Genomic DNA, 20,785 nt, shown 5'->3' on the forward strand with positions numbered 1-20,785 from the left:
AACAAGGAATCAATCGCATGTCCCGAGTTGGTAAAAGTATTATTAAATTGCCTCCTAAGGTGGAGGTTAAGGCTGATACAAGTTCAATCACTGTAAAAGGACCTTTAGGTGAATTAAAATCACCAATTTTCGAAGGTGTTTCTGCAAAGGTTGAGAACGGAGAGCTTGTGTTCTCCCGAAACAGCGAAGACCAAAAAACTGTCGCTCTCCACGGTTTGGTGCGATCACTCGCCATGAACAGTGTGAAAGGAGTGACAACAGGTTGGGAAAAGAACCTAGAAATTACTGGTGTTGGTTACCGAGCGCAAAAGCGCGGTAAAGACCTTGTGATGAACTTGGGATATTCCCATGAAGTTGTCTTCCCTGAGCCAAATGGCATTAAAATTGAGGTCACTGACCAGTTAAAGATCAAAGTAACAGGGATCGATCGCCAGTTAGTGGGTCAAGTTGCTGCAGACATTCGTTCCAAGAGACCACCTGAGCCTTACAAAGGGAAGGGTGTTAAGTACAGTGATGAATACATCAGACGTAAAGCCGGAAAAACTGGTAAGAAGTAGTCGCCATGATCAATAAAACAGCAAAGAACATTCAAAGAAAACGAAGAACTGAAAGAGTTCGCTTCAAATTGAAAGCGAATTCTTCTCGCCCTAGACTCGTATTCAATAAATCAAACAAATACCTTACTGCTCAGATTATCGATGACAGTAAAGGGATCACATTGGTGTATGCGACCACATTTGCAAAGGATTTCCCTGCTCATGAAAATTCCAAAAAGAGCAAGGCGGCTGCAACTCAATTAGGAAAGGTGATTGCGGAAAAGGCAAAAAAAGCAGGTCTTTCCCAAGTGGTTTTAGATCGATCGGGAATGGTTTACCACGGCCGGATCGCAGCTTTTGCAGACTCTGCAAGAGAAGGTGGGTTGGAGTTCTAGTATGATGTTAGAAGAAGAAACAAAAGAGTTCACAGAGAAAGTAGTAAAGATTGACCGAGTAGCGAAAGTGGTTAAGGGGGGACGTCGGTTCTCTTTCAACGCCCTTTCTGTGGTTGGTGACTCTAAAGGTAAAGTTGGTATTGGGTTTGGAAAAGCAAATGAAGTACCGGACGCCATTCGTAAGTCCATAGAATCTGCAAAGAAGAACTTAAAATCTATACATTTTATCGGACATACTGTACCTCACGACGTGATTGGTAGCTTTAAATCTGCTCGAGTGATCCTAAAACCTGCATCTCCTGGAACAGGAATTATTGCAGGTGCATCTGTTCGCTCTGTTTTGGAGAGAGCGGGTGTTCAAGACGTACTCACTAAGTCTTGGGGATCTTCTAATCCTATGAACATTGTGAAAGCAACCATGGATGCTTTGCAACAATTGGAAACTCCTTCTATGGCAGTGAAGCGTAGGGGAGTTAGCCTAAAACACTTGTTTGGGCAAGATTTATAAGAGGTTCGCGATGGAAGAAGTACTTGTGACACAACAAAAGAGTTCCATCGGAGTTTTGCCTATCCATAGACAGACTCTGATTGCATTGGGCCTAAAAAAGAAAGGCCAGACAAGAAAGCACAAGGTAACCCCCCAAATTCAGGGAATGCTCCGACAAGTTGGTTACCTGCTCAAGATAGAAAAGGTAAAATAAATATGGCAGAGAAAGAAAGAATCGAGCGCGCTCGCGGTTTTGGGAAAAAAAGACCCAAAAAGAGTACTTCCCTCGGTAACAAAAACCTCGTCCCGATTCCAAAGGGTGCAAAAACAGCCAAAAAAAGGGTAGGGCAAGGGCCAGGATCGGGTATGGGGAAAACCTCTACTCGAGGTTCAAAAGGCCAAAGGGCAAGAGCTGCCTCCATGAAAAGAGGTTTTGAAGGTGGACAGATGCCACTCCACAAACGCCTCCCCAAACGTGGTTTCCGAAATATATTCTCTAGCGTATACCAACCTGTAAATCTATTGGTGATTGCAAAAGCTGGTTTGTTCGGTGAGATTTCTCCTGCTCTCCTTCGTGAGAAGCGTTTGATCAAATCGGAAACAGGTTTAATCAAATTACTTGCAACTGGTGAATTGAGCCAAGCGATCACAATTACAGTAGATGGTGCTTCACAATCAGCAATCGCGAAAGTTGAGAAAGCTGGTGGAAAGGTCATCATCAGAGAAAAGAAAGCTGTAGAGAAGAAAAACGCATAACACATGTTCCAAACAATTGCTAACATATTCAGAATCCCAGAACTAAGATCGAAAATCTTTTTTACCATAGGTATGCTGTTGCTCTTCAGGATGGGGACTCATGTCACGATTCCTGGCATCAATAGTTTGATCGTCACTGGGATCACCGCCGACCCGAGTGAAGGATTTTTGGGTATGGTAGACTTGTTTGCAGGTGGCGCTCTTCTTAAGTTTTCGATCTTTGCCTTGGGGATTATGCCCTACATCTCCTCCTCTATCATCATGCAGCTTGTCATGGTGCTCATTCCCTCTTTGCAAAAACTGCAAAAGGAAGGTGATGAGGGCAGAAAGAAAATACAACAGTATACAAAGTACGGCACATTGATCCTCTGTGCGGTTCAGTCCCTTGCCGTGATCCAGCTTGCCAATTCTTGGTCAACTGGTTCGGGAAATGCTCCAGCAAAGTACCCTGGTTTGATCAGTCCTTCTGTGGATGCATATTTCTTACCTTTGGCGATGGTTTCCATCACGACAGGTACCGTGCTACTTATATGGTTGGGAGAACAAATCACGGAGCGTGGTATTGGCAATGGAATTTCTTTGATTATCTTTGCGGGTATCATTGGACGGATGCCTGAAGCCTTGATTGCTATGTTTACTTCGGATACTTCCGATGCACTTTCCATTTTGATCCTTTTAATTATCTTTATCGTCTTGATCGCATTAACGGTGATACTTACCCAAGGTGTACGCCGAGTTCCTTTGAACTATGGAAAGCAGATGGTGGGGCGCAAGATGGTACAGGCGAGAAGTCAGTCCATTCCGTTCAAGGTCAATAGTGCAAATGTGATGCCTATTATCTTTGCCTCTTCTTTGATTCTCTTTCCTCAAACCATCATCCAGTGGCTTTCCTCCAAGGGCGGGCAGTGGGCTGGTTGGGCAGTGATTATGGATTATTTCAATCCATTTTCTCAAATTTGGTACCATGCACTTTTTTATTATGTAATCTATACATCTCTGATTATCTTCTTTGCCTATTTTTACACAGCAATCCAGTTCAACCCCCAAGAGCTTGCGGACAACTTGAAAAAGTATGGTGGATTTATCCCTGGTGTTCGCCCTGGGACCCAGACCAAGGAAATGATTGAAAAGATCTTAAATCGCATCACTCTTCCTGGCGCACTCTTCTTAGCTGGCCTTGCTTTAGCCCCTTATTTAATCATCAAGTTTTTAAACTTGGGTTCAAACACAGGTGGCGGTACTTTGGTTTACACTTTTGGTGGAACATCACTTTTAATTATGGTCGGTGTGGCACTTGAGACTTTAAAACAGATTGAAGCTCAACTCCTCATGCGTAATTATGAAGGTTTCATGAAGAAGACAAAAATCAAAGGCAGAGCGTAACCATATGAAACGACTGATTTTTATGGGCCCTCCGGGGGCCGGAAAGGGCACACAAGCAGATATCATTAAAGAACGGTTTCAGATCCCCCAGATCTCGACTGGTGACATCCTCCGCTCTGCAGTTAAAAACGGAACGAAAATGGGTTTAGAGGCGAAAAAATATATGGACGCCGGAGACCTGGTTCCAGATGCTGTCGTTATCGGCATTATCCGCGACCGTTTGGTTGAGTCGGATTGTGCGAATGGATTCATACTGGATGGATTTCCTCGGACGGTGGAGCAAGCAAAAGCTCTCGAAGGAATCCTCAAAGAGCTCCACATGGAGCTCGACTCCGTTGTCAACCTAGACGTTCCTGACGATGAACTCGTAAAACGTTTGCTAGGTAGAGCGATCAAAGAAGGACGCTCGGATGACAACGAAGAGACCATCAAAAACCGTCTGCATACTTACAACACCAAAACTTTGCCCCTGATCGATTTTTATCGTGGAACAGGTATCCTTCGGCAAATCAATGGCTTGGGAAGTATGGATGAAATCACAAATGCAATCTTAAAGCAGATTCAATAGGAGAATCACCCTGGCTAAGGAAGAAGCAATCACGATCGATGGCACGGTTTTAGAGCCGCTCCCAAATGCCATGTTTCGAGTGGAACTGGAAAACGGTCATAAAGTTTTGGCCCACATTTCAGGAAAGATGCGTATGCATTACATTCGTATCTTACCTGGTGACAAGGTTACCGTCGAGCTTTCACCTTATGACCTCACCAAGGGTAGAATCACATACAGGAAGAAATAGGATAACGTATGAAAGTTAGAGCATCAGTGAAAAAGATTTGTTCCGAATGCAAAGTCATTCGCAGAAAAGGTGTGATCCGAGTGATCTGCACGAACCCAAAACACAAACAAAGGCAAAGATAGAATATGGCACGTATTGCAGGTGTAGATTTACCTTCCAACAAAAGAATCGTAATCGGTTTAACCTATGTATATGGGATTGGAAAGTCTTCCTCTGAGAAGATTTTGAAAAAAGCCGGGATTGACGAGAGCATTCGAGTGAAAGACCTAAGCGATGAACAAGAAGCATCGATTCGTAGGGTGATCGAAGAGGGCTTTCAAGTAGAAGGGGACCTTCGTTCCGAAGTGAACCTCAACATCAAACGATTGATGGATGTTGGGTGTTACCGTGGCCTCAGACATAGAAGAGGCTTACCTGTAAACGGCCAAAGAACCAGAACCAACGCGAGGACTCGTAAAGGAGTCAAGAAGACCGTTGCGAACAAGAAAAAGGTAACTAAATAGGATTTGATCAATGGCTGAAAAAGAAACGAAAGGCAAAAAAGAAACCAAGAAAGTAAAGAAGAAAGAGAAAAAGAATGTACCGAGAGGTAAGGTCTATATCCAGGCTTCTTTTAATAACACCATCGTCTCCGTAACAGATATGGCAGGAAACGTGATCTCTTGGTCTTCTTCTGGAATGATGGGATTCCGTGGTTCTAAAAAATCAACTCCCTATGCGGCTCAAATTGCGGCAACAAATGCTGCTGAAAAAGCCATTGAGGCTGCTGGTCTATCCGAAGTGGACGTAATGGTTTCTGGACCAGGCATTGGCCGCGAATCAGCAATCCGTTCCCTCACCACAAAAGGTCTCGCTGTAAAATTAATCAAAGATGTCACCCCGCTTCCACACAATGGATGCAGACCTAGAAAAAGAAGAAGAGTGTAAGGTATAATATATGGCACGTTATAGAGGTCCTGTTGCGAAATTAATGAGAAGAGAGGGTTTGAATCTCTTCTTAAAAAATAGCCACACATTGCATAAAGAAAAGTCCTCTCTCGAAAAGAGGAAATACCCTCCAGGTCTTCCTCCCAAGAAGAAAGGAAAGGTAACGGAATATGGCGCTCAGCTTCGCGAAAAACAAAAAGTGAAGAGAGCCTACGGAGTTCTGGAAAAACAATTCCGACGTTATTTTGAAGAAGCATCGCACACCCCAGGAATTCCTGGTGAAAACTTACTCCAGTTTCTCGAAAGAAGGTTGGACAATGTTTTGTATCGTTTGGGTTTTGCGGTAACACGCCGACAAGCGAGAAACTTTGTTGCCCATAGACACATTCTAGTAAATGGAAACCGTGTAGATATTTGTTCTTATCGTGTAAACGTCGGTGACAAAATTGAAATCCGAGACAAATTCCAAAAGTCTCCTTTCATCGAAGAAAACATCAAACTAGCGCAAGCAATCAATAAGACTGTTTCCTGGTTAAGTGTTAACTTTTCAAATTTTTCAGGTGAAGTGCTTTCGCTTCCGACAAGAGAACACATAGATCTTCCAATCAAAGAACAAGTGATTGTGGAATTGTATTCTAAGTAGACCAACGAATCGATAGAGAAGGTAAAGACATTGTCCCCTAAGAATTTATTAAAAGGCTTTAAAAGACCAAAGAAAATCGAATTCACAACAGATGTGAATACTGCCAACTACGGAAAGTTTGTCGCAGAGCCATTTGAGCGTGGCATTGGTACAACCATTGGAAACTCATTGAGAAGAACACTTATGAGTTCAATCGAAGGGGCAGCCATCTCTGCCATTCGTATTGAGGGAGTTACGCATGAATTTGCGTATGTGGAAGGTGTGGCAGAAGACGTCACAAGGATTATCCTAAACCTAAAACAAGTCCGCATTAAGTACGAACCAGAAGACAAAGAAGCAAGTAAAGTCATTCACATCGAGTTGAAAGGTGCTGGTTACTTCCGTGCTGGAGATTTGGCAGTGGATTCTTCTATCGAAATAATGAATCCGGACCTGCACATTGCGACTTTAAACGAAGATGCAAATATCATTATGGATTTAGAAATCCAAAGAGGCCGTGGATACATCCCTGCTGAGGACAAAAAGAAGGAAATAGAAGTATTGGGAACCATCCCTATCGATTCTATTTTCTCGCCAATCCAAAAGGTTCTTTTTGAAGTTTCTGAAACTCGCGTAGCCCAAAGATCTGATTATGAAAAGCTAACTCTAGAGGTTTGGACCGATGGTTCTGTATCCCCAGAGGATGCGGTCGCGCAAGCAGCAAAGATTCTAAAAGACCACTTAACTGTTTTCATTAACTTCGAAGAAGAAGTTGAGGAAGAAGAAGAAGAATTAGATGAAGCAGATGAAAAATTAAAAGCCTCCCTTTCCAAACACGTGGAAGAGTTGGAGCTCTCTGTGCGTTCTACGAATGTATTGAGAAGTTTGGAAATTGATTTCATCGGAGAATTAGTTAAACGTAGTGAAGAGGAAATGACTAAGTCAAAGCATTACAGCGAACAGAGTTTGGCTGAGTTAAAGGCAAAGTTGTCTTCCTTAGGACTTTCATTTGGAATGAGAGATTTTTAAGATGAATAAAAGAAATAAAGTAAAGCAACTCAATCGATCTGCTGACCACAGGAAAGCGATGATCCAGAATATGGTGATCTCTCTACTTCGCCATGAGCGTATAGAATCTTCTATAGCAAAGCTAAAGGTAGCTAGATCCTATGCTGAGAGAGTGATCTCCAGAGCAAAACGAAACCTAGACGCAAATTTAGCCAACCTTGACGAAAAGAAAAAACAAGAGACTATTTTGCACAACACCCGTTATTTGCACACACATTTGGGAGACCAAGAGATCGTGAATAAACTGCTTAGCGATCTTTCCAATCGGTATGCATCAAGAGTTGGTGGTTACACTCGTATCATTCGTTTGGTGAACCGACAATCCGATAACACAGAAATGGGCATATTGGAACTTGTTGATAGAAAGACCCAAGCGGAGTTGAAAGACGAGACAAAGCAAAAACGAACGAAAACAGCGCCTGCAAAAGCAAAGCCTGAGAAGAAAGAGAAAAAGGCCGCCAAAGCCAAATAAGCGAATCAGACATACTTCGCGAATAAACCCCATAGAGTTTTCAACTCCGTGGGGTTTTTTTATACCGTCTGCGTTAGGTGTTAGCTTATATTTTCACTAGCATTACACTCTTGCCAGTTGCAATTGAAGAGAGTCCGCAATCAGATCAAAGTTCTCATTTTGGATCACTGCTTTGTAAGAGGATGTCACGATCGGATGTCTTTTCTCATCCAAATTGATGAGGTTAGGTAAAACCTTCAGGCCATAAAATCCGTTGGTAATTTTTTCAGGCTTATTAGAGCCGTAGGCTAGGTCATAGCCATACTTCCTATCCCTAGTATCTGAGCCGAAACATGCTAACATAAAATCTGTCATACCAGAAAGGCCATTGAAGGTAGTGGGATCGCCACCCAAAAGTACGCCAATAGATACCATTTCATTGAAAAATCGATTGGATAGGTGAAAAAGGGTATTGTCCACATTCCCACCTAATTCTCGTTTGAAATAACCTTCAACTAAGCCCATTGCCAAAGCATATACTGTTTTGAGGGCTCCTCCTAATTGCACTCCTTTTGTATCTCGTGCATTGATTGCGGGTCTTGTGAAAACATAACTTGTGTTGAATAGCTTTTGTAATTTAGGAATGAGTGAATCTTCAAATGCACCAATTTCAAAGCCTGAAATCTTTCGCTCCATGATTTGGTCTGGGTAACAAGCACCAGAAATGACAGCAAGACGTTCGCGTTCAATTCCAATCAATTCGTTGAGGTCTTCCAAAATCAGACCTTTTTTGGACCCAGTAAAACCTTTTATCACATTTACGATGGGGGCCTTGTTTTTTTGAAGATATGACTTTATCCTTGGGTATACGGAATCAAAATCCCAAGGATTTGTTCCTTGGATAAAGAGTGTTGCGTCTTCACATATACTTGGATCAGCCGTAAATTCAATATTTGGCGGTAATTTATAAATTGGGTAATGTAAAACATCTCGTTTTTCTTCATTGCACTGTTTGACCATCTCTAAGTCCGGATGGTAAATGCTCACTTTTACATTCTTATTTGCTAAAACACAGGCTGCAGCCACAGACATATTGGTAGAGCCAATCACAACCACTTTCTCCGTAGGTTCTTTTGGAGATGTGATGAGTAAATTGGATTTGAGGTCATCACCCTTGTATAGATTTCTGTAGGTTCCGTGTTTGTGTTTGTTTAGATTAGAACCCACCAAAAGGGCCAAATTATCTATAATAAACTGCTTTTTATCACCGCCACCTGGGAAGGAAATCTGTTCAATAGAGGATGGGAAGGAAGCCATTTCTTTTTTGCTCAATTCTCCCACAAGAACTGGTTTTCCGATGACAAGCTTCCCAACCGCTTGGTTGAAGAGTAAACCTTCGATGGGAAGAATCCTATCGGTGCCTTCTAATGAGATAGGTAAAATGACTTTGTTGGCAACATAATGGTACACTGTGTCCACAAAAGGCATAAGCCGACCATCCCGAGATCGAGTACCTTCAGGGAAAATGGAGATAATTCTACCTTCCGTTTGTAACTTCTGAGAATGACGAAATGCACGCATATTGATCTTTGTCATCAGATCAGAAAGAGAAGGGTTATCTGCCATGTCTTTCTTTGAGCAGACGAGTAAGGTACCAAACATATAAAGACCGAGACGGGTGAAGTCTGGTTCGAAGGCTAAGCGACCTGCAATAAAAACTAAAGATTCTGCAATCTTTCTGCCTGCGTCGTTTGTATTGTAGAGTAGAGTAAAGATGGCCGGTGCATCCAAATGGCTTAAATGGTTAGAGATGAGGGTAACTGGGTATTTGCCCAGAACATCCATGAGTAGGTTTAGGTTTTCTGCTCCCTCAACCGTAAATTTTTTCATGATTGGGTCTAGGAACTTTAGCATAAAGTCCCGAGGCTCCGTTCGAATATCGGTATAAACACCGATTTCTTCTAACTTCTCTGGCTCTTGGAAGATGTCCATTACCTTGGGCTTCGGAGTGGCTTGCGAAAGTACTAAGAATTCTTCTAATATGGATTTTGCTTCGGACTGAGAAAGTCCTGATTTCATGAAGAGATGTATATTTTCAAAAAACTCTTTATGCCATCTACCTAAGGTGGCCTCTTTTTCTGTCATGCGATTCCTCTAAAAACGAAATTAGGCTAATCCCATTCTTCCTTTTGTCTATCCGATTTTTACATTTGATTGCAGAATTCCTTCATTTCTTTAATCTGACTTCTTGGGCTCGTTCCCCAACTATGAATTCGATTAAAAAATCAAAATTAGCAGAGAGAAGATGGATCCCTGACGGTTTCCATTTCTTGGGGCCTGAGGAAAGCAAACGTAGGCGAGAATTGCTACAGAGATTGAGCCAGTGTTTAGAAGAAGCTAGTTATTCTGAGATTTATCTACCCGCTTTCGATTATACTTCCTCCTTCCAATCTCAGATCAGTGGCACAGATACGTCCGCATTTTTAGCTACAAAAGACTTCGATGGCTATTCCCTTTCCCCTGGTGTGGATTTGACCTTACAAGTCGTAAAGGGAATGGCTGCGCGTTCCCATTGGAAAGAGAATCAAAATGTATACTATATAGGACGCAGGATTAGAGATCATAAAAAGAAGAATGCATCTCGCCGAGAAATCTTACAAATTGGTGGGGAATCAATTGGAGATAGCTCTCTGCCAAAAGTCTTTTCACAAATGGAATTGCTTTCCAAAATGTGGCAGAAAGTTTTGCCAAAAGTTCCAGCCACACTCGTGTTAGGTCATGCGGCCTTCCTTTCCGAACTCTTCACTTGGCTAAAGGTTCCAAACCATGAGGAAGGCAAACTTGCCCAGATACTTTTTACGAAAAATGCTCCCGAATTGCAGAAATACCTCAAACTTTGGAATGTAAGCGATGAGAGGCAAAAATTTCTAAAACTCTGTTTAAAGCCAACTCCCTTTGCTGAGTTTTCGCAATTCAAAGAGAAACTACTTTCGTTTCAGCAAGCTTCTTTTTCTCTAGAAGCCTTTGTTCCTTATTTGGAAGAGATTGAATCCATCATCCAACTTTGGTCTAAAGCCCATCCATCCTTTGATGGAATTTTTGATGCGACTTTGATACGCGATCTAGATTATTATACAGGCATAGTATTCCAAGGATATATGGAAGGTTATTCTGAGCCTGTTTTTGCTGGTGGTGTGTATAACCAATTGTATGAATCATATACAGAAGTGAAAAAAAATGCATGTGGGTTTGCACTACATGTAGATCCCATAGAAGAAAAGTTAGAAACGAGAGGTTAGTATGCCTGCAAATTTAGTCGTCGGGGCACAATGGGGAGATGAGGGTAAGGCGAAAGTAATCGATTATCTTTCCAAGGACACGGATATCATAGTTAGGTACCAAGGTGGTGCGAATGCAGGTCATACTGTGGTTGTGGGTGGAAAAAAGTATATTTTCCATCTAGTTCCCTCAGGGATCATCTATGACAATACAACTTGTGTCATTGGTAACGGAGTTGTTTTAGATCCTGAGTACTTTCTGAAGGAATGTGCTGATTTAGAAAAAAGTGGATTTAACGTTAAAAATAAAGTCCTGATCAGCGACTCCTGCCATATATTACTCCCTCACCACCGCCTAATCGATGAAGTACGAGAGTTGGGTTCCAGCCCAGAGGGTAAGATTGGAACCACAAAAAAAGGCATAGGTATGTGCTATGCGGATAAAATGTTACGCATCGGTTTACGTGCCGGTGACCTCTTAGACAAAGATATGTTGAAAAGGAAATTGGCTCGCATTTTAGAAGTCAAAAACCAAGAACTCGTAAAATACTATGACTTAGAGCCAGTGAAACTCGATGATTTGTTTAAGAGTCTCAGTCAATTTGCAGATATCATGGGTAATAATATCATAAACACCATCTATTTTTTGAACGATGCCTTGCAACAAGGGAAACGCGTTTTATTAGAAGGTGCGCAAGGAACTGGCCTAGACATTGACCATGGAACCTATCCCTATGTCACTAGTTCCAATCCAACATCTGGCGGGGCCTTGGCAGGCTCAGGGGTTAGTTTTCGCTACTTAAAAGATGTTATCGGTATTACCAAGGCATATACGACACGCGTGGGGGAGGGTCCTTTCCCTTCTGAAATTTTGGGAGAAGCAGGGGAAGTATTGAGAAAACTTGGTGGAGAGTATGGCTCAACTACCGGTCGTCCTCGTCGTTGTGGTTGGTTTGATGTTCAAATGATCAAACACTCCATCGTTGTAAATGGCATCAACAATATTACATTAACAAAAATTGATGTGCTATCTCATTATGATTCGATTCCCGTTGTTGTTGGGTATGAACTCAAAGGAAAACGACTTACACATTTTCCATCACAAGGACTAGAGGACGTCAAACCAGTGTTTGCTGAGTTTAAAGGATGGAAGGATGATATTTCTGGTATCTCTTCATTTGATAAATTACCACCGAATTGCAGAAGTTATATTAACTCTCTTCAAGAATTGATTGGAACAAAGATCGGAATTGTATCAACTGGGCCTGACCGAGAAGACACGATCATCATGAATTAAAAAAAGAAATCGGTGCCAAGATTTTTCTAGTATTGATTGACCGTGTAGGGTAGGTCGATATTGTTGGCAACAGAGCACGAGTCGTTAGCTCAGCTGGTAGAGCAATTCCCTTTTAAGGAATGGGTCCGGGGTTCGAATCCCCGACGACTCATGGAATCACTGAGTTCCAAACGAAGGCTTGATACATACGGTGCCATCGTCTAGTGGTTAGGACACAAGGTTTTCATCCTTGCAACCGGGGTTCAATTCCCCGTGGCACTACCAAATATTACACACCGATCTAAGTCCACATCCACCACAAATAGACTCGATTCGTTTTGCTTTGCACCTTTGGATGATCCCCACTCTCGTTAGATAAAAATCATATTGCAAAGGATCTTCTGGTGATAGCCTGAGGAATTGGTCTCTTACCAGTATTGCCTCTCTCATACCATATGTTTTCCTTGTAGAAAGGCCAAGGATTTGGACCAATCTTTGGATATGGGTGTCAAGGGGAAATGGGATTTCAGCTTGGGATATCCTTTTGTAGATCCCAAAGTCAGGATGATTTCGTCTTACCATCCAACGTAAAAACAAACAAATTCTTTTTTTCGCAGAATGGCTTTCGGGATCACCGATCCAGAATCGTATTCCGCCTGTGATTGGCTTTTTGCTTTCCAGCTGGCTTAGAAGTTTCTTTTGGAAACGAGCAATGGATGAGACAGGTTCAAAATTACTGCCCTTGAATAAAAAAAACTCTTCAAATATCGCATTGTTATCATCAGTCTCTCGATGGACTCTCAATATTTCAGAAAGTGCGTACAAAATGTTCTCATTGTCCTCTTTTGTTTGGAATCTGTACTTTTGTACGACCTTTATTGCTTGTTCAAAACGTTCACTTCTAGTCGCAAAAGCATAGTAAGGATTTTCACCTAAGGCTTGGAAGATTGGTTCTAGAAATCTTTGTATGGCGATCACATTTCCGTATGCATAGAGAGCGGACAAAAGTGCAACGATTTCGATGTCTAAGGGATTCTGATACCGTTTTGGAAATAAGATTGGGTCGGTCGAAATTAAATCATCGTTTGAAAATTCTGCTTTGATACCTTCCAAAGCAGCATGTAATGGGGAGAGTTTATATTCAAACTGCTGAATCTTTTTCACGAGCGATAAAGGTGCGCGAATTTAATGGGCGCGCAATTTGGTTTTGCATATAGGCACTCGCTTCTACGAGTTTGCTTAAATCAATGCCTGTTTCGTAACCCTGTCGCTCTAAAAAATATACTAAGTCTTCGGTGGCTAAATTACCGGCCGCTCCTTTGGCATATGGACAGCCACCAAGGCCACCGCTTGCAGAATCAAACGATCGAATTCCAAATCTGAGTGCTTCATTCACATTCGCAATCGCCATTCCATAGGTATCATGGAAATGACCAGCAAAGAGTTCTTTGGGAATATCCGAGAGGAGATTTGAAAATAGCTTTGCTATTTCATTGGGTACCGCCACTCCGATGGTCTCCCCGAGTGAAATTTCATAAGCACCTTCATCTAACAATCGTTTTGCAATCTCTTTGGTCTTTTCTGGAAGGATCTTTCCTTCGTAGGGACAGGCAATCACAGTTGAAATGTAAGCTCGTACTTTGATTTTGTCTCTTCGCGCATTCTGGAAAATTTCTGTAAATGCATCTAAGGATTCTCTTACGGTTTTATTGATATTTTTCTTTGTAAATGTCTCAGACGTAGCAGTAAACACTGCCACTTCTTTATAGCCAGCACTCAGAGCTTTCTCATACGCAATGGTATTTGGTGTAAGGCAAGAGAAGGCAATGGTTTGTGAAAGATGTGGATGTTGAAAGATTTCGTCCGAAAGTTCACTTGCATCTGCCATTTGTGGGATCTTTTCTTTTTTAACGAAGGAGGTTGCCTCTATCCTTTTGAGACCTGCGGCCGCTAATTTTTGAATATAGACAAATTTGCTCTCAGTTGAGAGAACTTTCTTTTCATTTTGAAGGCCATCTCGCGGTCCGACTTCTGTTATTTTAATTGTTTCCAAGTGAAAATCCTTTTCTCGCCAAGCCTAATCTTTGAATTTGGATAAGTCCACGTGCCTAACTTCATATGAGCCTTGTCATCGATTCTCTTCAAGTACAATCTAGAAATGCAATCCTTCTCAAAAATATCTGTCTGCAAGCTGAATCTGGAAAAATAACAGGAATCATTGGAAAATCTGGTTCTGGGAAATCCACAATTTTTAAATGCATCCTTGGATTGCCTTCCCTTTTAGAGGGCTTACAAGTGAAAGGCCAAATCCTTTGGGAGGGAAAGCCTATCCATAGCCTTAGACAAAAAGTCATCCAACCTGTTTTCCAGGATCCCTTTACCTTTTTTTCACCTTATCTAAGTCTTGAACAATCTCTATTAGAACCTGCTTATATACAATATGGGTATTTCTCAAAAAACATCCAGGAGGAAAGAGAAAAAATTCTAAACCTTTTGGATCGATTCCAGATCCCATCTCGAGTGCTTTTGGCAAAAGTTCATGATGTAAGTGGTGGTCAATTGCAAAGGTTGGCGATACTTCGTGCCATTCTTGCGCGACCAAAGATGATATTATTAGATGAACCAGTGACCGCTTTGGATGCCATCGTACAGTTGGATATAGTCCGGTACATCCAACAAATCAATCGAGAAGAAAAGATAGGATTTGTATTGGTGTCACATGATCTTGGTTTGGTGAAATCAATTACAGAAAGAGTCTTTGTGCTCCACCAAGGAGAAATTGTTGAATCAGGACCAACGGGGGAAGTTTTTTCCCAGCCGAAACATCCTTTTACGGAATCCCTTTTGCTAGCAAGAAAACTTAAGTTTTCTTAATTTCCATCTGAATCGACGGGCACCGCTTCCGAATCATCCAATTGGGTTTTTTTGGCTTCGGCAAATTTTTTCGCAATGTCCCTTCGCCTTGCGATCACTTTTGGCGAGACAGTTGCAAAAAACGGATCATTGGGAAAACTCAACATTTTAGTATACTCTTCCTCCGCAGTCTCATAGTCAGTCACCTTCGAAGCGGTTTCCGCAAAGTAATAATGAAATTTTTTATCATAGGGAATCGGTTTCCCTTCTTGGCTTGTGAGAGAGGTTTTAGCAAAAATTTTGTAAGCAATATGAAAATTCCCTTTTTCCATTTCTAGCCTAGCAAATCCTAGGCGAACATTCGGACTTGTTTCTTGGATTTTGGAAGCTTCTGTCAGGTATTGAAAGGCGCGATTCTTTAATCCACTCGCTAAATAATGATCACTTAAACGGACTAGGGCTTCTGTATCGTAAGGATTCTTTTTTGCTGCTAATTTATAGTGCTCAACAGCATAGTAGGCTTCCCTGGTGATTTCGGATAGAATGCCAATATGCAAATAGGTTTTATAATAATCAGGCATTTCCGCTTTTGCATATTCAAACTGAATCAAGGCTTCTTTGTATTCATAGTCTATGGAATGAAGTCTGCCCAAATTGTAACGAAAGGGAAAGAATTGAGGATCAAAACGAATCCCAGCTTGTAAGCGTTTTTTGGCAAGGGCGCGTTCCTTTTCTTTGCCAGTGACTACCATTTGTATGGTTTCATTATTCCAGTCCCCACAATTCTTTACCTCAATACCCTCAAAGGTAAAACTGCCACGACTAGTCGGAGGTTCTCCTTGGAAGGCTTTGCCACGAGCCAGGATAAAATCAGAACTATGGTAGATAAAGGATCCACTTGGGAATTGGTTCAAGTCAAACTCTTCGTCCTTACCCCAAAGTAAGTCAGCATATTCTTTTTCTCCAATTTGTTTTTGGCCAAAAAGATGCGGGGCCAGACAAAACAGAAGTGCATAACTGAGTAGGGTCTTTAAGTTGGTATGCATATGGTGCAAGAGATTCTTCTTAAGAATCAGTCTCTCACATTGAATGTCGGATACAAAACCCTTTTTCGTAACCGAGAGATTTCCTTACCCAAAACAGGTTTGGTTCTTGTTTTAGGTGAAAATGGATCCGGTAAATCAAGTCTCCTCAAAGAAATCTATAGCCATGCTCCTTATCGGAAAGATTGGGTGTGGACAGACGGCCCGAAGGCAATATCGTACTTGGGGCATGACTTAGGTTTATATCCTGCACTCACACTTGCAGAAAACTTACGTTACTTTGCGCGGCAGTCTCCGCAAAGCGAGCAAACGATTCTGCATTGGGCCAGTTACTATGGTTTGAGACAGAGATTGCCCGATCCTGTTTCCACCTTCTCTAGAGGAATGAAACAAAAGGCCGCAATCCTTCGGACTTATTTTGAAGGAGCAAATCTTGTCCTTATGGACGAACCATTTACAGGTTTGGATACAAAAGCCACAGGCCTTTTCTGCGAACACCTCAAGCTCTGGTCAGAAAGTTCTTGTTTGCTATTGGTACTCCATGAGGTGCCTAAGGACTTACAAAGCAAAGAAAGGATCCAACTGTGAAAGGAAACTTCTCTGCATTTTGGGACAGCACCACCAAAGAATTTTTATTGTTGGGAAGGTCTATGGGTGGTTTTTTCTCCCAGATCTCTCTCAGTTTGTGCCTTCTCTTTATCTTTTATTCTTCCATCGAAGTCAATGAATCCTTACAAGAAAGGAGTGTCCGTGGGATCAAATGGGCCATCCTTGTAATCCTCAATTTTGTTTTGATCGGACAGTCTTTATGGGAGGAACGAGAAGAGGGGGGATGGTATGCTTCCCTTGGTAGAAAGCCTCTCGCTATCCTCTACTTTGCCAAGTGCTTGGTGATTTGGTTGTCAACCGTCATAATCAATGGAATGGTTTCTCTCCTCCTATGTTTGTTCTTCCAAAAGGCAAATGTAGATCGGTTTTTATCTGAATGGATGTTTGCAAATCTAGGATCACTCTCATTGGTGTTTTTGGGTGTTACTCTGGGATTGCTTTCAGAGGCGAGTCGTATGAAAGAAATCATTCTCCCTCTTTTGCAGCTCCCATTTTCGATACCTCTATTTTTATTTGGCATGGAGGCAGAAACTCGGTTTTACCAGGAGGTGGAATTTTATCTTCCGAGTGTGGGCATTTTACTTTTCTTTGCTATTTTTTATGGCAGTCTGGGAGTATTATTTCTGGAAGTTTTACAGAAAGACTCCTAAAAAGAAATTATCCTAGAATTTTATCAGAAATCGTAAAGAGTAGGCAAGAGTGAATACAAAAATTCCAATCCTTCCCCTATACCTCGATTGTATCCTGTACGCACTGGTAGTTTTTAGTTTTCCTTTGGCCATTTTCCTAGGATTGTACTACCCCAATGTGATTTTGGAACAAGGGATGAGCCATAGGATTTTTTATTTCCATGTGCCAGTTGCCTGGGTGGCCTTGTATGGACCAGTGCTTGCGAGTCTTTTTTCAATTTTCTATTTGGTTTCCAAGAATCGTCTATGGGACAGACTCTCTTTTACGGCAAACCAAATCGCTTTCTTCTTTGCAATCGGTGTACTTTTCTCTGGGCCTATTTGGGCTTACAGTGCTTGGGGAGTTCCCTGGGACCGAACAGATGCTAGGCTGCAATCCTTCTTTATACTTGTCATTAGTTTGGTGTCATACTTCGTTTTTAGGTATTTGATTCTTGACCCTCAGAAAAAATCCCTACTGTCTTCCTATATTTCACTTCTCTGTGCCTTCAGTGCAATCCTTACATGGGGGGCTATTCGCTGGATCGAAAATCCTGGCAACCACCCAGGAAGTGTATTAGGAAAAGGAGGAATGGATACAGATATGCGAATCACTTTTTGGATCAGTATCCTTGCCTTTCATTTTCTCTTTTTACTTCTCTTCTTACTTATCTATCGATTAGAAAAGATTTTGGACATCCGTGATCAAATCTGGCAGTTGAGGTCATAGATTGGCAACTGTAGAATCGAAAGCCCATCATATCCTCATCGTAGATGATGTTTCCGAGAATGTAGAATTGTTAAAATACCTTCTCTCCACTCACGGCTTCAAAACCTATACTGCATTTTCTGCAGAGGAAGCACGTTTGATCCTTTTGAACACTACAATCGACGTACTCCTCTTAGATGTGAATATGCCGGTACAAGATGGATTCTCCTTTTGCAGGGAGCTCAGAGGAATGGATGCATTCAAACTCCTTCCCATCATCTTCATTACCTCTATTGAACGAGAGATTGGGTATGAAGAAGCAATGAAAAATGGGGGAGATGACTTCATCAACAAACCGTTTAATAAGCGTGAATTGGTGGCAAAGATAGGATCCATCCTTAGAATCAAGTTGTTACAAGATGCACTCTCCCAGGAAAAAATCCGATATGAAAAGGAGTTGCAAACGGCAAGGAAGGTGCAAGAGCAGCTGATTCCAGAAAAGAAATTTATCTGGAATGGCATCCAAGCACAAACAATGTTCCATCCTGTATTTCAAATTGGTGGAGATTTCGTAGATTGTTGGGCGGACTCCAAAAAGCTGCACATTGTCATAGCGGATTGTTCAGGCCATGGTCCAAGTGCGGCACTCATCGGAGCGATGTTCAAAATGCAGTTATTCAATCTAGACCCAAACATGACCTTAAAGGAGCGTGTTTACCACATACGGAAAAATTTGGAAATTGTCCTTCCAGAAGATTATTCGATTACCTTTTGTTATGCGATATTAGATGAAAGCCTCGAATTAAATTATATCAATGGGGGGCACCCGGCGCCGATTCTTTTCAGTGAGGGCAAAACATCCCTTTTGGAAGGGATCAGTCCAATGATCATGAACATTGATTTGAACGCAAAAGACGAAGTGCACACTCTCAAATTAAAGCCTAAATCCAAATTGTTACTCTACACCGATGGGGCAAGCGAAGCTATGAATGCATCGAATCAATTTCTAAGTGAAGAGGGGATGCGCACTATTTTTGCAGATTCCGTAACGGAAGGTGGAGAGATTTTAGAGCGCGTACGGACAAAAATATTGGATTTTTGCGGTTCAAAGCAACCAATGGACGATATGGCCATGGTTTGCATTCAGTTATGAGTCCTACACCTGATTATATTGGCAAAGTAAGAGATGTCTATGATCTCGGGAGCCATCTGATTTTAGCAGCCTCGGATCGGATTTCGGCGTTCGATGTTGTGTTCAATGAATTAGTGCCTGGCAAAGGAAAAACTCTTACTCGAATTTCTAACCTGTGGTTTTCTTATTTTCAAAATATTCCTAACCATTTAGTAGCTACCGATAGTAAATTATTTCCGAAACCATTTTCGGAAGATCCCAATTTTGTAGATAGGGCCGTCCTTGTAAAAAAAACAAAACGGATTGATTACGAATGTGTGGTCAGGGGGTACCTTTCAGGTTCCGCTTTCAAAGAATACAAACAAACGGGGAAGGTTGCCTTTGTTCCGCAAGCCGAAGGTATGTTAGAATCCGAAGCATTCCCTGAGCCTATCTTTACACCTGCTCGGAAGAATGATGTAGGCCATGACGAAAACATTTCCGAAGATACCATGAGACAAGAGATAGGATCTGAACTTTTTGAAGTGCTAAAAGCAAGGTCCCTCGAACTTTATACCAAAGCCCATGCACTCATGTTAGCTGAAGGAATCATTCTCTGTGACACAAAATTTGAATTTGGAATTTTGGACGGAGAAGTGATCTTGATCGATGAAATCTTAACACCAGATTCCAGTCGTTATTGGGAACAATCGGAATACAAAGTAGGCACGACTCCTCCTAGTTTAGACAAACAGATTTTACGCAATTGGCTTGAGGCAAGTGCCTGGGATAAAAATCCACCACCGCCAACTTTGCCACAAGAATTGATTCAAAAATTAATGGATAAATACTTAGAATTAGAAGAGAAAATTACAAGATGTATCAAATCAAAATCAACATCACTCTAAAGTCCTCTGTTTTGGACCCGCAAGGGCAAACGGTTTTGAAAGCCCTTCATGACCAAGGAAAACAATCCGTGGTAGATTTACGAGTAGGTAAGTACATAGAAGTGAAGGTCGATGCAAAGTCCGAAGCAGAAGCAGAGTCACTCGCAAAAGAAATGTGCGAATCGGTTTTGGTCAACCAAGTCATTGAATCTTATTCCTACCAGATACAAGCCCTATGAAAGCAAATGTCATTACGTTTCCAGGTTCCAATTGTGATAAAGACATAGGATCCATTTTGGCCAATGAATTCCAAGCTGATGTTCACTATGTTTGGCACAAGGAGTCATTTGACAACCGGCCAGACCTAGTCGTTTTGCCAGGTGGTTTCTCTTTTGGAGATTACCTTCGTTGCGGAGCGATGGCAAAGTACTCTCCTTGCATGAAAAGTGTTGATGAGCACAGAAAGCGTGGCGGATTTGTGCTAGGGATTTGTAACGGATTCCAAATCTTAACAGAAGCTGGCTACCTGCCGGGAGCTCTCCTTCATAACCGATCCTTGAAGTATGTCTGCAAAGACGTGGATTTGCTACCCGACAAACAAAATCAGGTAACGGCAGGTCTTTCTTCGCAAGCCTTAAGCATTCCCATCGCTCATGGGGAGGGAGCCTATTTCGCCGATGAAGAGACGTTGAAGCGTTTGGAAGGGGACTCTCTTGTCGCCTTTCGGTATGCGGAGAATCCAAATGGATCTCTACATGATATCGCAGGGATTACTGACGCAAAAGGCAAGATCCTTGGAATGATGCCCCACCCAGAACGCGCCATGAATCCTTATACTGGTAAGATGGACGGAAAGGCAATCTTCGAATCCATCTTCAAAAACTTGTAAAATATCAATCCAGTCTAGGCTTGCTTTTTCTCTTGGGATA

General features: G+C 41.9%; 28 protein-coding genes and 2 tRNA genes. 26 read left to right on the top strand and 4 right to left on the bottom strand.

What is annotated here, in order from left to right; translation table 11 throughout:
• Positions 1-17: 17 nt before the first annotated feature.
• Genes rplF through rplQ form a run of 14 tightly spaced genes read left to right on the top strand, consistent with a single transcriptional unit; the run spans position 18 to position 7,443 of the window.
• Positions 18-557 (top strand): 50S ribosomal protein L6, encoded by a 540-nt coding sequence (gene rplF / locus DI060_RS02060; protein ID WP_108973199.1) that lies wholly within the window; start codon positions 18-20, stop codon positions 555-557.
• Positions 558-562: 5 nt separating this feature from the next.
• Entirely contained in the window at positions 563-931 is a 369-nt protein-coding gene (gene rplR / locus DI060_RS02065) for a 50S ribosomal protein L18 (RefSeq protein WP_108973201.1), read from the top strand.
• Between the two features lie 4 nt (positions 932-935).
• A complete protein-coding gene (gene rpsE / locus DI060_RS02070; RefSeq protein ID WP_108973991.1) occupies positions 936-1,439 on the top strand; it encodes a 30S ribosomal protein S5 in 504 nt (167 codons plus the stop codon).
• Positions 1,440-1,449: 10 nt separating this feature from the next.
• Positions 1,450-1,632 carry a 50S ribosomal protein L30 gene (gene rpmD, locus DI060_RS02075; protein ID WP_108973993.1) on the top strand — a complete coding sequence of 61 codons (183 nt, stop codon included), beginning with the start codon at positions 1,450-1,452 and terminating at the stop codon, positions 1,630-1,632.
• Positions 1,633-1,634: 2 nt separating this feature from the next.
• Positions 1,635-2,174, top strand: a complete 540-nt coding sequence (rplO, locus tag DI060_RS02080) for a 50S ribosomal protein L15 (RefSeq protein WP_108973203.1) — start codon at positions 1,635-1,637, stop codon at positions 2,172-2,174.
• Positions 2,175-2,177: 3 nt separating this feature from the next.
• Positions 2,178-3,557 (top strand): preprotein translocase subunit SecY, encoded by a 1,380-nt coding sequence (secY, locus tag DI060_RS02085; protein ID WP_108973205.1) that lies wholly within the window; start codon positions 2,178-2,180, stop codon positions 3,555-3,557.
• Positions 3,558-3,561: 4 nt separating this feature from the next.
• Positions 3,562-4,125 carry an adenylate kinase gene (locus DI060_RS02090; protein ID WP_108973207.1) on the top strand — a complete coding sequence of 188 codons (564 nt, stop codon included), beginning with the start codon at positions 3,562-3,564 and terminating at the stop codon, positions 4,123-4,125.
• Positions 4,126-4,135: 10 nt separating this feature from the next.
• Complete coding sequence (gene infA, locus DI060_RS02095; RefSeq protein WP_012476295.1) at positions 4,136-4,354, top strand: translation initiation factor IF-1; 219 nt, start codon at positions 4,136-4,138, stop codon at positions 4,352-4,354.
• Between the two features lie 8 nt (positions 4,355-4,362).
• The gene (gene rpmJ, locus DI060_RS02100; protein ID WP_108973209.1) at positions 4,363-4,476 is read left to right on the top strand and encodes a 50S ribosomal protein L36; all 114 of its coding nucleotides are present in this window, start codon (positions 4,363-4,365) and stop codon (positions 4,474-4,476) included.
• Between the two features lie 3 nt (positions 4,477-4,479).
• Positions 4,480-4,857 (top strand): 30S ribosomal protein S13, encoded by a 378-nt coding sequence (gene rpsM / locus DI060_RS02105; RefSeq protein ID WP_108973211.1) that lies wholly within the window; start codon positions 4,480-4,482, stop codon positions 4,855-4,857.
• 10 nt (positions 4,858-4,867) lie between these two features.
• Positions 4,868-5,281: a 30S ribosomal protein S11 gene (gene rpsK / locus DI060_RS02110; protein WP_108973213.1), complete on the top strand. Its 414-nt coding sequence runs from the start codon at positions 4,868-4,870 to the stop codon at positions 5,279-5,281.
• 10 nt (positions 5,282-5,291) lie between these two features.
• Positions 5,292-5,924, top strand: coding sequence for a 30S ribosomal protein S4 (rpsD, locus tag DI060_RS02115; RefSeq protein ID WP_108973216.1), 633 nt, complete (start codon positions 5,292-5,294; stop codon positions 5,922-5,924).
• A 30-nt stretch (positions 5,925-5,954) separates the two neighbouring features.
• Complete coding sequence (locus DI060_RS02120; protein ID WP_108973218.1) at positions 5,955-6,932, top strand: DNA-directed RNA polymerase subunit alpha; 978 nt, start codon at positions 5,955-5,957, stop codon at positions 6,930-6,932.
• 1 nt (position 6,933) lies between these two features.
• Complete coding sequence (rplQ, locus tag DI060_RS02125; protein WP_108973220.1) at positions 6,934-7,443, top strand: 50S ribosomal protein L17; 510 nt, start codon at positions 6,934-6,936, stop codon at positions 7,441-7,443.
• A gap of 102 nt (positions 7,444-7,545) precedes the next feature.
• Here the strand turns inward: rplQ and DI060_RS02130 are convergent, their stop codons facing one another.
• Complete coding sequence (locus DI060_RS02130; RefSeq protein ID WP_108973222.1) at positions 7,546-9,567, bottom strand: 1-acyl-sn-glycerol-3-phosphate acyltransferase; 2,022 nt, start codon at positions 9,565-9,567, stop codon at positions 7,546-7,548.
• 122 nt (positions 9,568-9,689) lie between these two features.
• Between DI060_RS02130 and DI060_RS02135 the strand changes: the two genes are divergently transcribed.
• The 4 genes from DI060_RS02135 to DI060_RS02150 all read left to right on the top strand — a co-directional run bounded on the left by DI060_RS02135 (position 9,690) and on the right by DI060_RS02150 (position 12,261).
• Entirely contained in the window at positions 9,690-10,721 is a 1,032-nt protein-coding gene (locus DI060_RS02135; RefSeq protein ID WP_108973995.1) for an ATP phosphoribosyltransferase regulatory subunit, read from the top strand.
• A gap of 1 nt (position 10,722) precedes the next feature.
• Positions 10,723-11,997: an adenylosuccinate synthase gene (locus DI060_RS02140; protein ID WP_108973224.1), complete on the top strand. Its 1,275-nt coding sequence runs from the start codon at positions 10,723-10,725 to the stop codon at positions 11,995-11,997.
• A 78-nt stretch (positions 11,998-12,075) separates the two neighbouring features.
• Positions 12,076-12,148: transfer RNA gene (locus tag DI060_RS02145), tRNA-Lys, on the top strand.
• 38 nt (positions 12,149-12,186) lie between these two features.
• Positions 12,187-12,261 (top strand) — tRNA-Glu (locus tag DI060_RS02150).
• Here DI060_RS02150 and DI060_RS02155 read toward each other — a convergent pair.
• The gene (locus tag DI060_RS02155) at positions 12,256-13,140 is read right to left on the bottom strand and encodes a TIGR02757 family protein (RefSeq protein ID WP_167836884.1); all 885 of its coding nucleotides are present in this window, start codon (positions 13,138-13,140) and stop codon (positions 12,256-12,258) included. The genes DI060_RS02150 and DI060_RS02155 overlap by 6 nt on opposite strands.
• Complete coding sequence (locus tag DI060_RS02160; protein WP_108973228.1) at positions 13,118-14,029, bottom strand: hydroxymethylglutaryl-CoA lyase; 912 nt, start codon at positions 14,027-14,029, stop codon at positions 13,118-13,120. Before DI060_RS02160 ends, DI060_RS02155 begins: the two co-directional genes overlap by 23 nt.
• A 65-nt stretch (positions 14,030-14,094) precedes the next feature.
• Between DI060_RS02160 and DI060_RS02165 the strand changes: the two genes are divergently transcribed.
• A complete protein-coding gene (locus DI060_RS02165) occupies positions 14,095-14,850 on the top strand; it encodes an ABC transporter ATP-binding protein (protein WP_108973230.1) in 756 nt (251 codons plus the stop codon).
• On the opposite strand, the gene DI060_RS02170 is transcribed toward DI060_RS02165, so the two are convergent.
• A complete protein-coding gene (locus DI060_RS02170) occupies positions 14,847-15,875 on the bottom strand; it encodes a tetratricopeptide repeat protein (RefSeq protein WP_108973232.1) in 1,029 nt (342 codons plus the stop codon). The two genes, DI060_RS02165 and DI060_RS02170, sit on opposite strands and share 4 nt — an antisense overlap.
• Here DI060_RS02170 and DI060_RS02175 point away from each other — a divergent pair, their 5' ends adjacent.
• Genes DI060_RS02175 through purQ form a run of 7 tightly spaced genes read left to right on the top strand, consistent with a single transcriptional unit; the run spans position 15,876 to position 20,745 of the window.
• A complete protein-coding gene (locus DI060_RS02175) occupies positions 15,876-16,460 on the top strand; it encodes an ABC transporter ATP-binding protein (protein ID WP_167836885.1) in 585 nt (194 codons plus the stop codon).
• On the top strand, positions 16,457-17,131 hold the full coding sequence (locus DI060_RS02180; protein ID WP_244594248.1) for a heme exporter protein CcmB: 675 nt from the start codon (positions 16,457-16,459) through the stop codon (positions 17,129-17,131). Before DI060_RS02175 ends, DI060_RS02180 begins: the two co-directional genes overlap by 4 nt.
• Positions 17,132-17,180: 49 nt before the next feature.
• Complete coding sequence (gene ccsA, locus DI060_RS02185; protein WP_108973236.1) at positions 17,181-17,879, top strand: cytochrome c biogenesis protein CcsA; 699 nt, start codon at positions 17,181-17,183, stop codon at positions 17,877-17,879.
• Between the two features lies 1 nt (position 17,880).
• Positions 17,881-19,011 carry a SpoIIE family protein phosphatase gene (locus DI060_RS02190; RefSeq protein ID WP_108973238.1) on the top strand — a complete coding sequence of 377 codons (1,131 nt, stop codon included), beginning with the start codon at positions 17,881-17,883 and terminating at the stop codon, positions 19,009-19,011.
• Positions 19,008-19,877: a phosphoribosylaminoimidazolesuccinocarboxamide synthase gene (locus DI060_RS02195; protein ID WP_108973240.1), complete on the top strand. Its 870-nt coding sequence runs from the start codon at positions 19,008-19,010 to the stop codon at positions 19,875-19,877. Before DI060_RS02190 ends, DI060_RS02195 begins: the two co-directional genes overlap by 4 nt.
• The gene (gene purS, locus DI060_RS02200) at positions 19,847-20,095 is read left to right on the top strand and encodes a phosphoribosylformylglycinamidine synthase subunit PurS (protein WP_108973242.1); all 249 of its coding nucleotides are present in this window, start codon (positions 19,847-19,849) and stop codon (positions 20,093-20,095) included. The genes DI060_RS02195 and purS overlap by 31 nt, the downstream gene beginning before the upstream one ends.
• Positions 20,092-20,745: a phosphoribosylformylglycinamidine synthase subunit PurQ gene (purQ, locus tag DI060_RS02205; protein WP_108973245.1), complete on the top strand. Its 654-nt coding sequence runs from the start codon at positions 20,092-20,094 to the stop codon at positions 20,743-20,745. Before purS ends, purQ begins: the two co-directional genes overlap by 4 nt.
• Positions 20,746-20,785 lie beyond the last annotated feature (40 nt).

Origin of the sequence: Leptospira ryugenii (genome assembly GCF_003114855.1) — a bacterium.
GTDB lineage: Bacteria > Spirochaetota > Leptospiria > Leptospirales > Leptospiraceae > Leptospira_A > Leptospira_A ryugenii.

What these genes read in the sequence shown, in the direction of transcription:
- rplF (WP_108973199.1), top strand. Translation starts at nt 18, where the DNA reads ATGTCCCGAGTTGGTAAAAGTATTATTAAATTGCCTCCTAAGGTGGAG.
- rplR (WP_108973201.1), top strand. Translation starts at nt 563, where the DNA reads ATGATCAATAAAACAGCAAAGAACATTCAAAGAAAACGAAGAACTGAA.
- rpsE (WP_108973991.1), top strand. Translation starts at nt 936, where the DNA reads ATGTTAGAAGAAGAAACAAAAGAGTTCACAGAGAAAGTAGTAAAGATT.
- rpmD (WP_108973993.1), top strand. Translation starts at nt 1,450, where the DNA reads ATGGAAGAAGTACTTGTGACACAACAAAAGAGTTCCATCGGAGTTTTG.
- rplO (WP_108973203.1), top strand. Translation starts at nt 1,635, where the DNA reads ATGGCAGAGAAAGAAAGAATCGAGCGCGCTCGCGGTTTTGGGAAAAAA.
- secY (WP_108973205.1), top strand. Translation starts at nt 2,178, where the DNA reads ATGTTCCAAACAATTGCTAACATATTCAGAATCCCAGAACTAAGATCG.
- DI060_RS02090 (WP_108973207.1), top strand. Translation starts at nt 3,562, where the DNA reads ATGAAACGACTGATTTTTATGGGCCCTCCGGGGGCCGGAAAGGGCACA.
- rpmJ (WP_108973209.1), top strand. Translation starts at nt 4,363, where the DNA reads ATGAAAGTTAGAGCATCAGTGAAAAAGATTTGTTCCGAATGCAAAGTC.
- rpsM (WP_108973211.1), top strand. Translation starts at nt 4,480, where the DNA reads ATGGCACGTATTGCAGGTGTAGATTTACCTTCCAACAAAAGAATCGTA.
- rpsK (WP_108973213.1), top strand. Translation starts at nt 4,868, where the DNA reads ATGGCTGAAAAAGAAACGAAAGGCAAAAAAGAAACCAAGAAAGTAAAG.
- rpsD (WP_108973216.1), top strand. Translation starts at nt 5,292, where the DNA reads ATGGCACGTTATAGAGGTCCTGTTGCGAAATTAATGAGAAGAGAGGGT.
- rplQ (WP_108973220.1), top strand. Translation starts at nt 6,934, where the DNA reads ATGAATAAAAGAAATAAAGTAAAGCAACTCAATCGATCTGCTGACCAC.
- DI060_RS02130 (WP_108973222.1), bottom strand. Translation starts at nt 9,567, where the DNA reads ATGACAGAAAAAGAGGCCACCTTAGGTAGATGGCATAAAGAGTTTTTT.
- DI060_RS02135 (WP_108973995.1), top strand. Translation starts at nt 9,690, where the DNA reads ATGAATTCGATTAAAAAATCAAAATTAGCAGAGAGAAGATGGATCCCT.
- DI060_RS02140 (WP_108973224.1), top strand. Translation starts at nt 10,723, where the DNA reads ATGCCTGCAAATTTAGTCGTCGGGGCACAATGGGGAGATGAGGGTAAG.
- DI060_RS02165 (WP_108973230.1), top strand. Translation starts at nt 14,095, where the DNA reads ATGAGCCTTGTCATCGATTCTCTTCAAGTACAATCTAGAAATGCAATC.
- DI060_RS02170 (WP_108973232.1), bottom strand. Translation starts at nt 15,875, where the DNA reads ATGCATACCAACTTAAAGACCCTACTCAGTTATGCACTTCTGTTTTGT.
- DI060_RS02175 (WP_167836885.1), top strand. Translation starts at nt 15,876, where the DNA reads ATGGTGCAAGAGATTCTTCTTAAGAATCAGTCTCTCACATTGAATGTC.
- DI060_RS02195 (WP_108973240.1), top strand. Translation starts at nt 19,008, where the DNA reads ATGAGTCCTACACCTGATTATATTGGCAAAGTAAGAGATGTCTATGAT.
- purS (WP_108973242.1), top strand. Translation starts at nt 19,847, where the DNA reads ATGTATCAAATCAAAATCAACATCACTCTAAAGTCCTCTGTTTTGGAC.
- purQ (WP_108973245.1), top strand. Translation starts at nt 20,092, where the DNA reads ATGAAAGCAAATGTCATTACGTTTCCAGGTTCCAATTGTGATAAAGAC.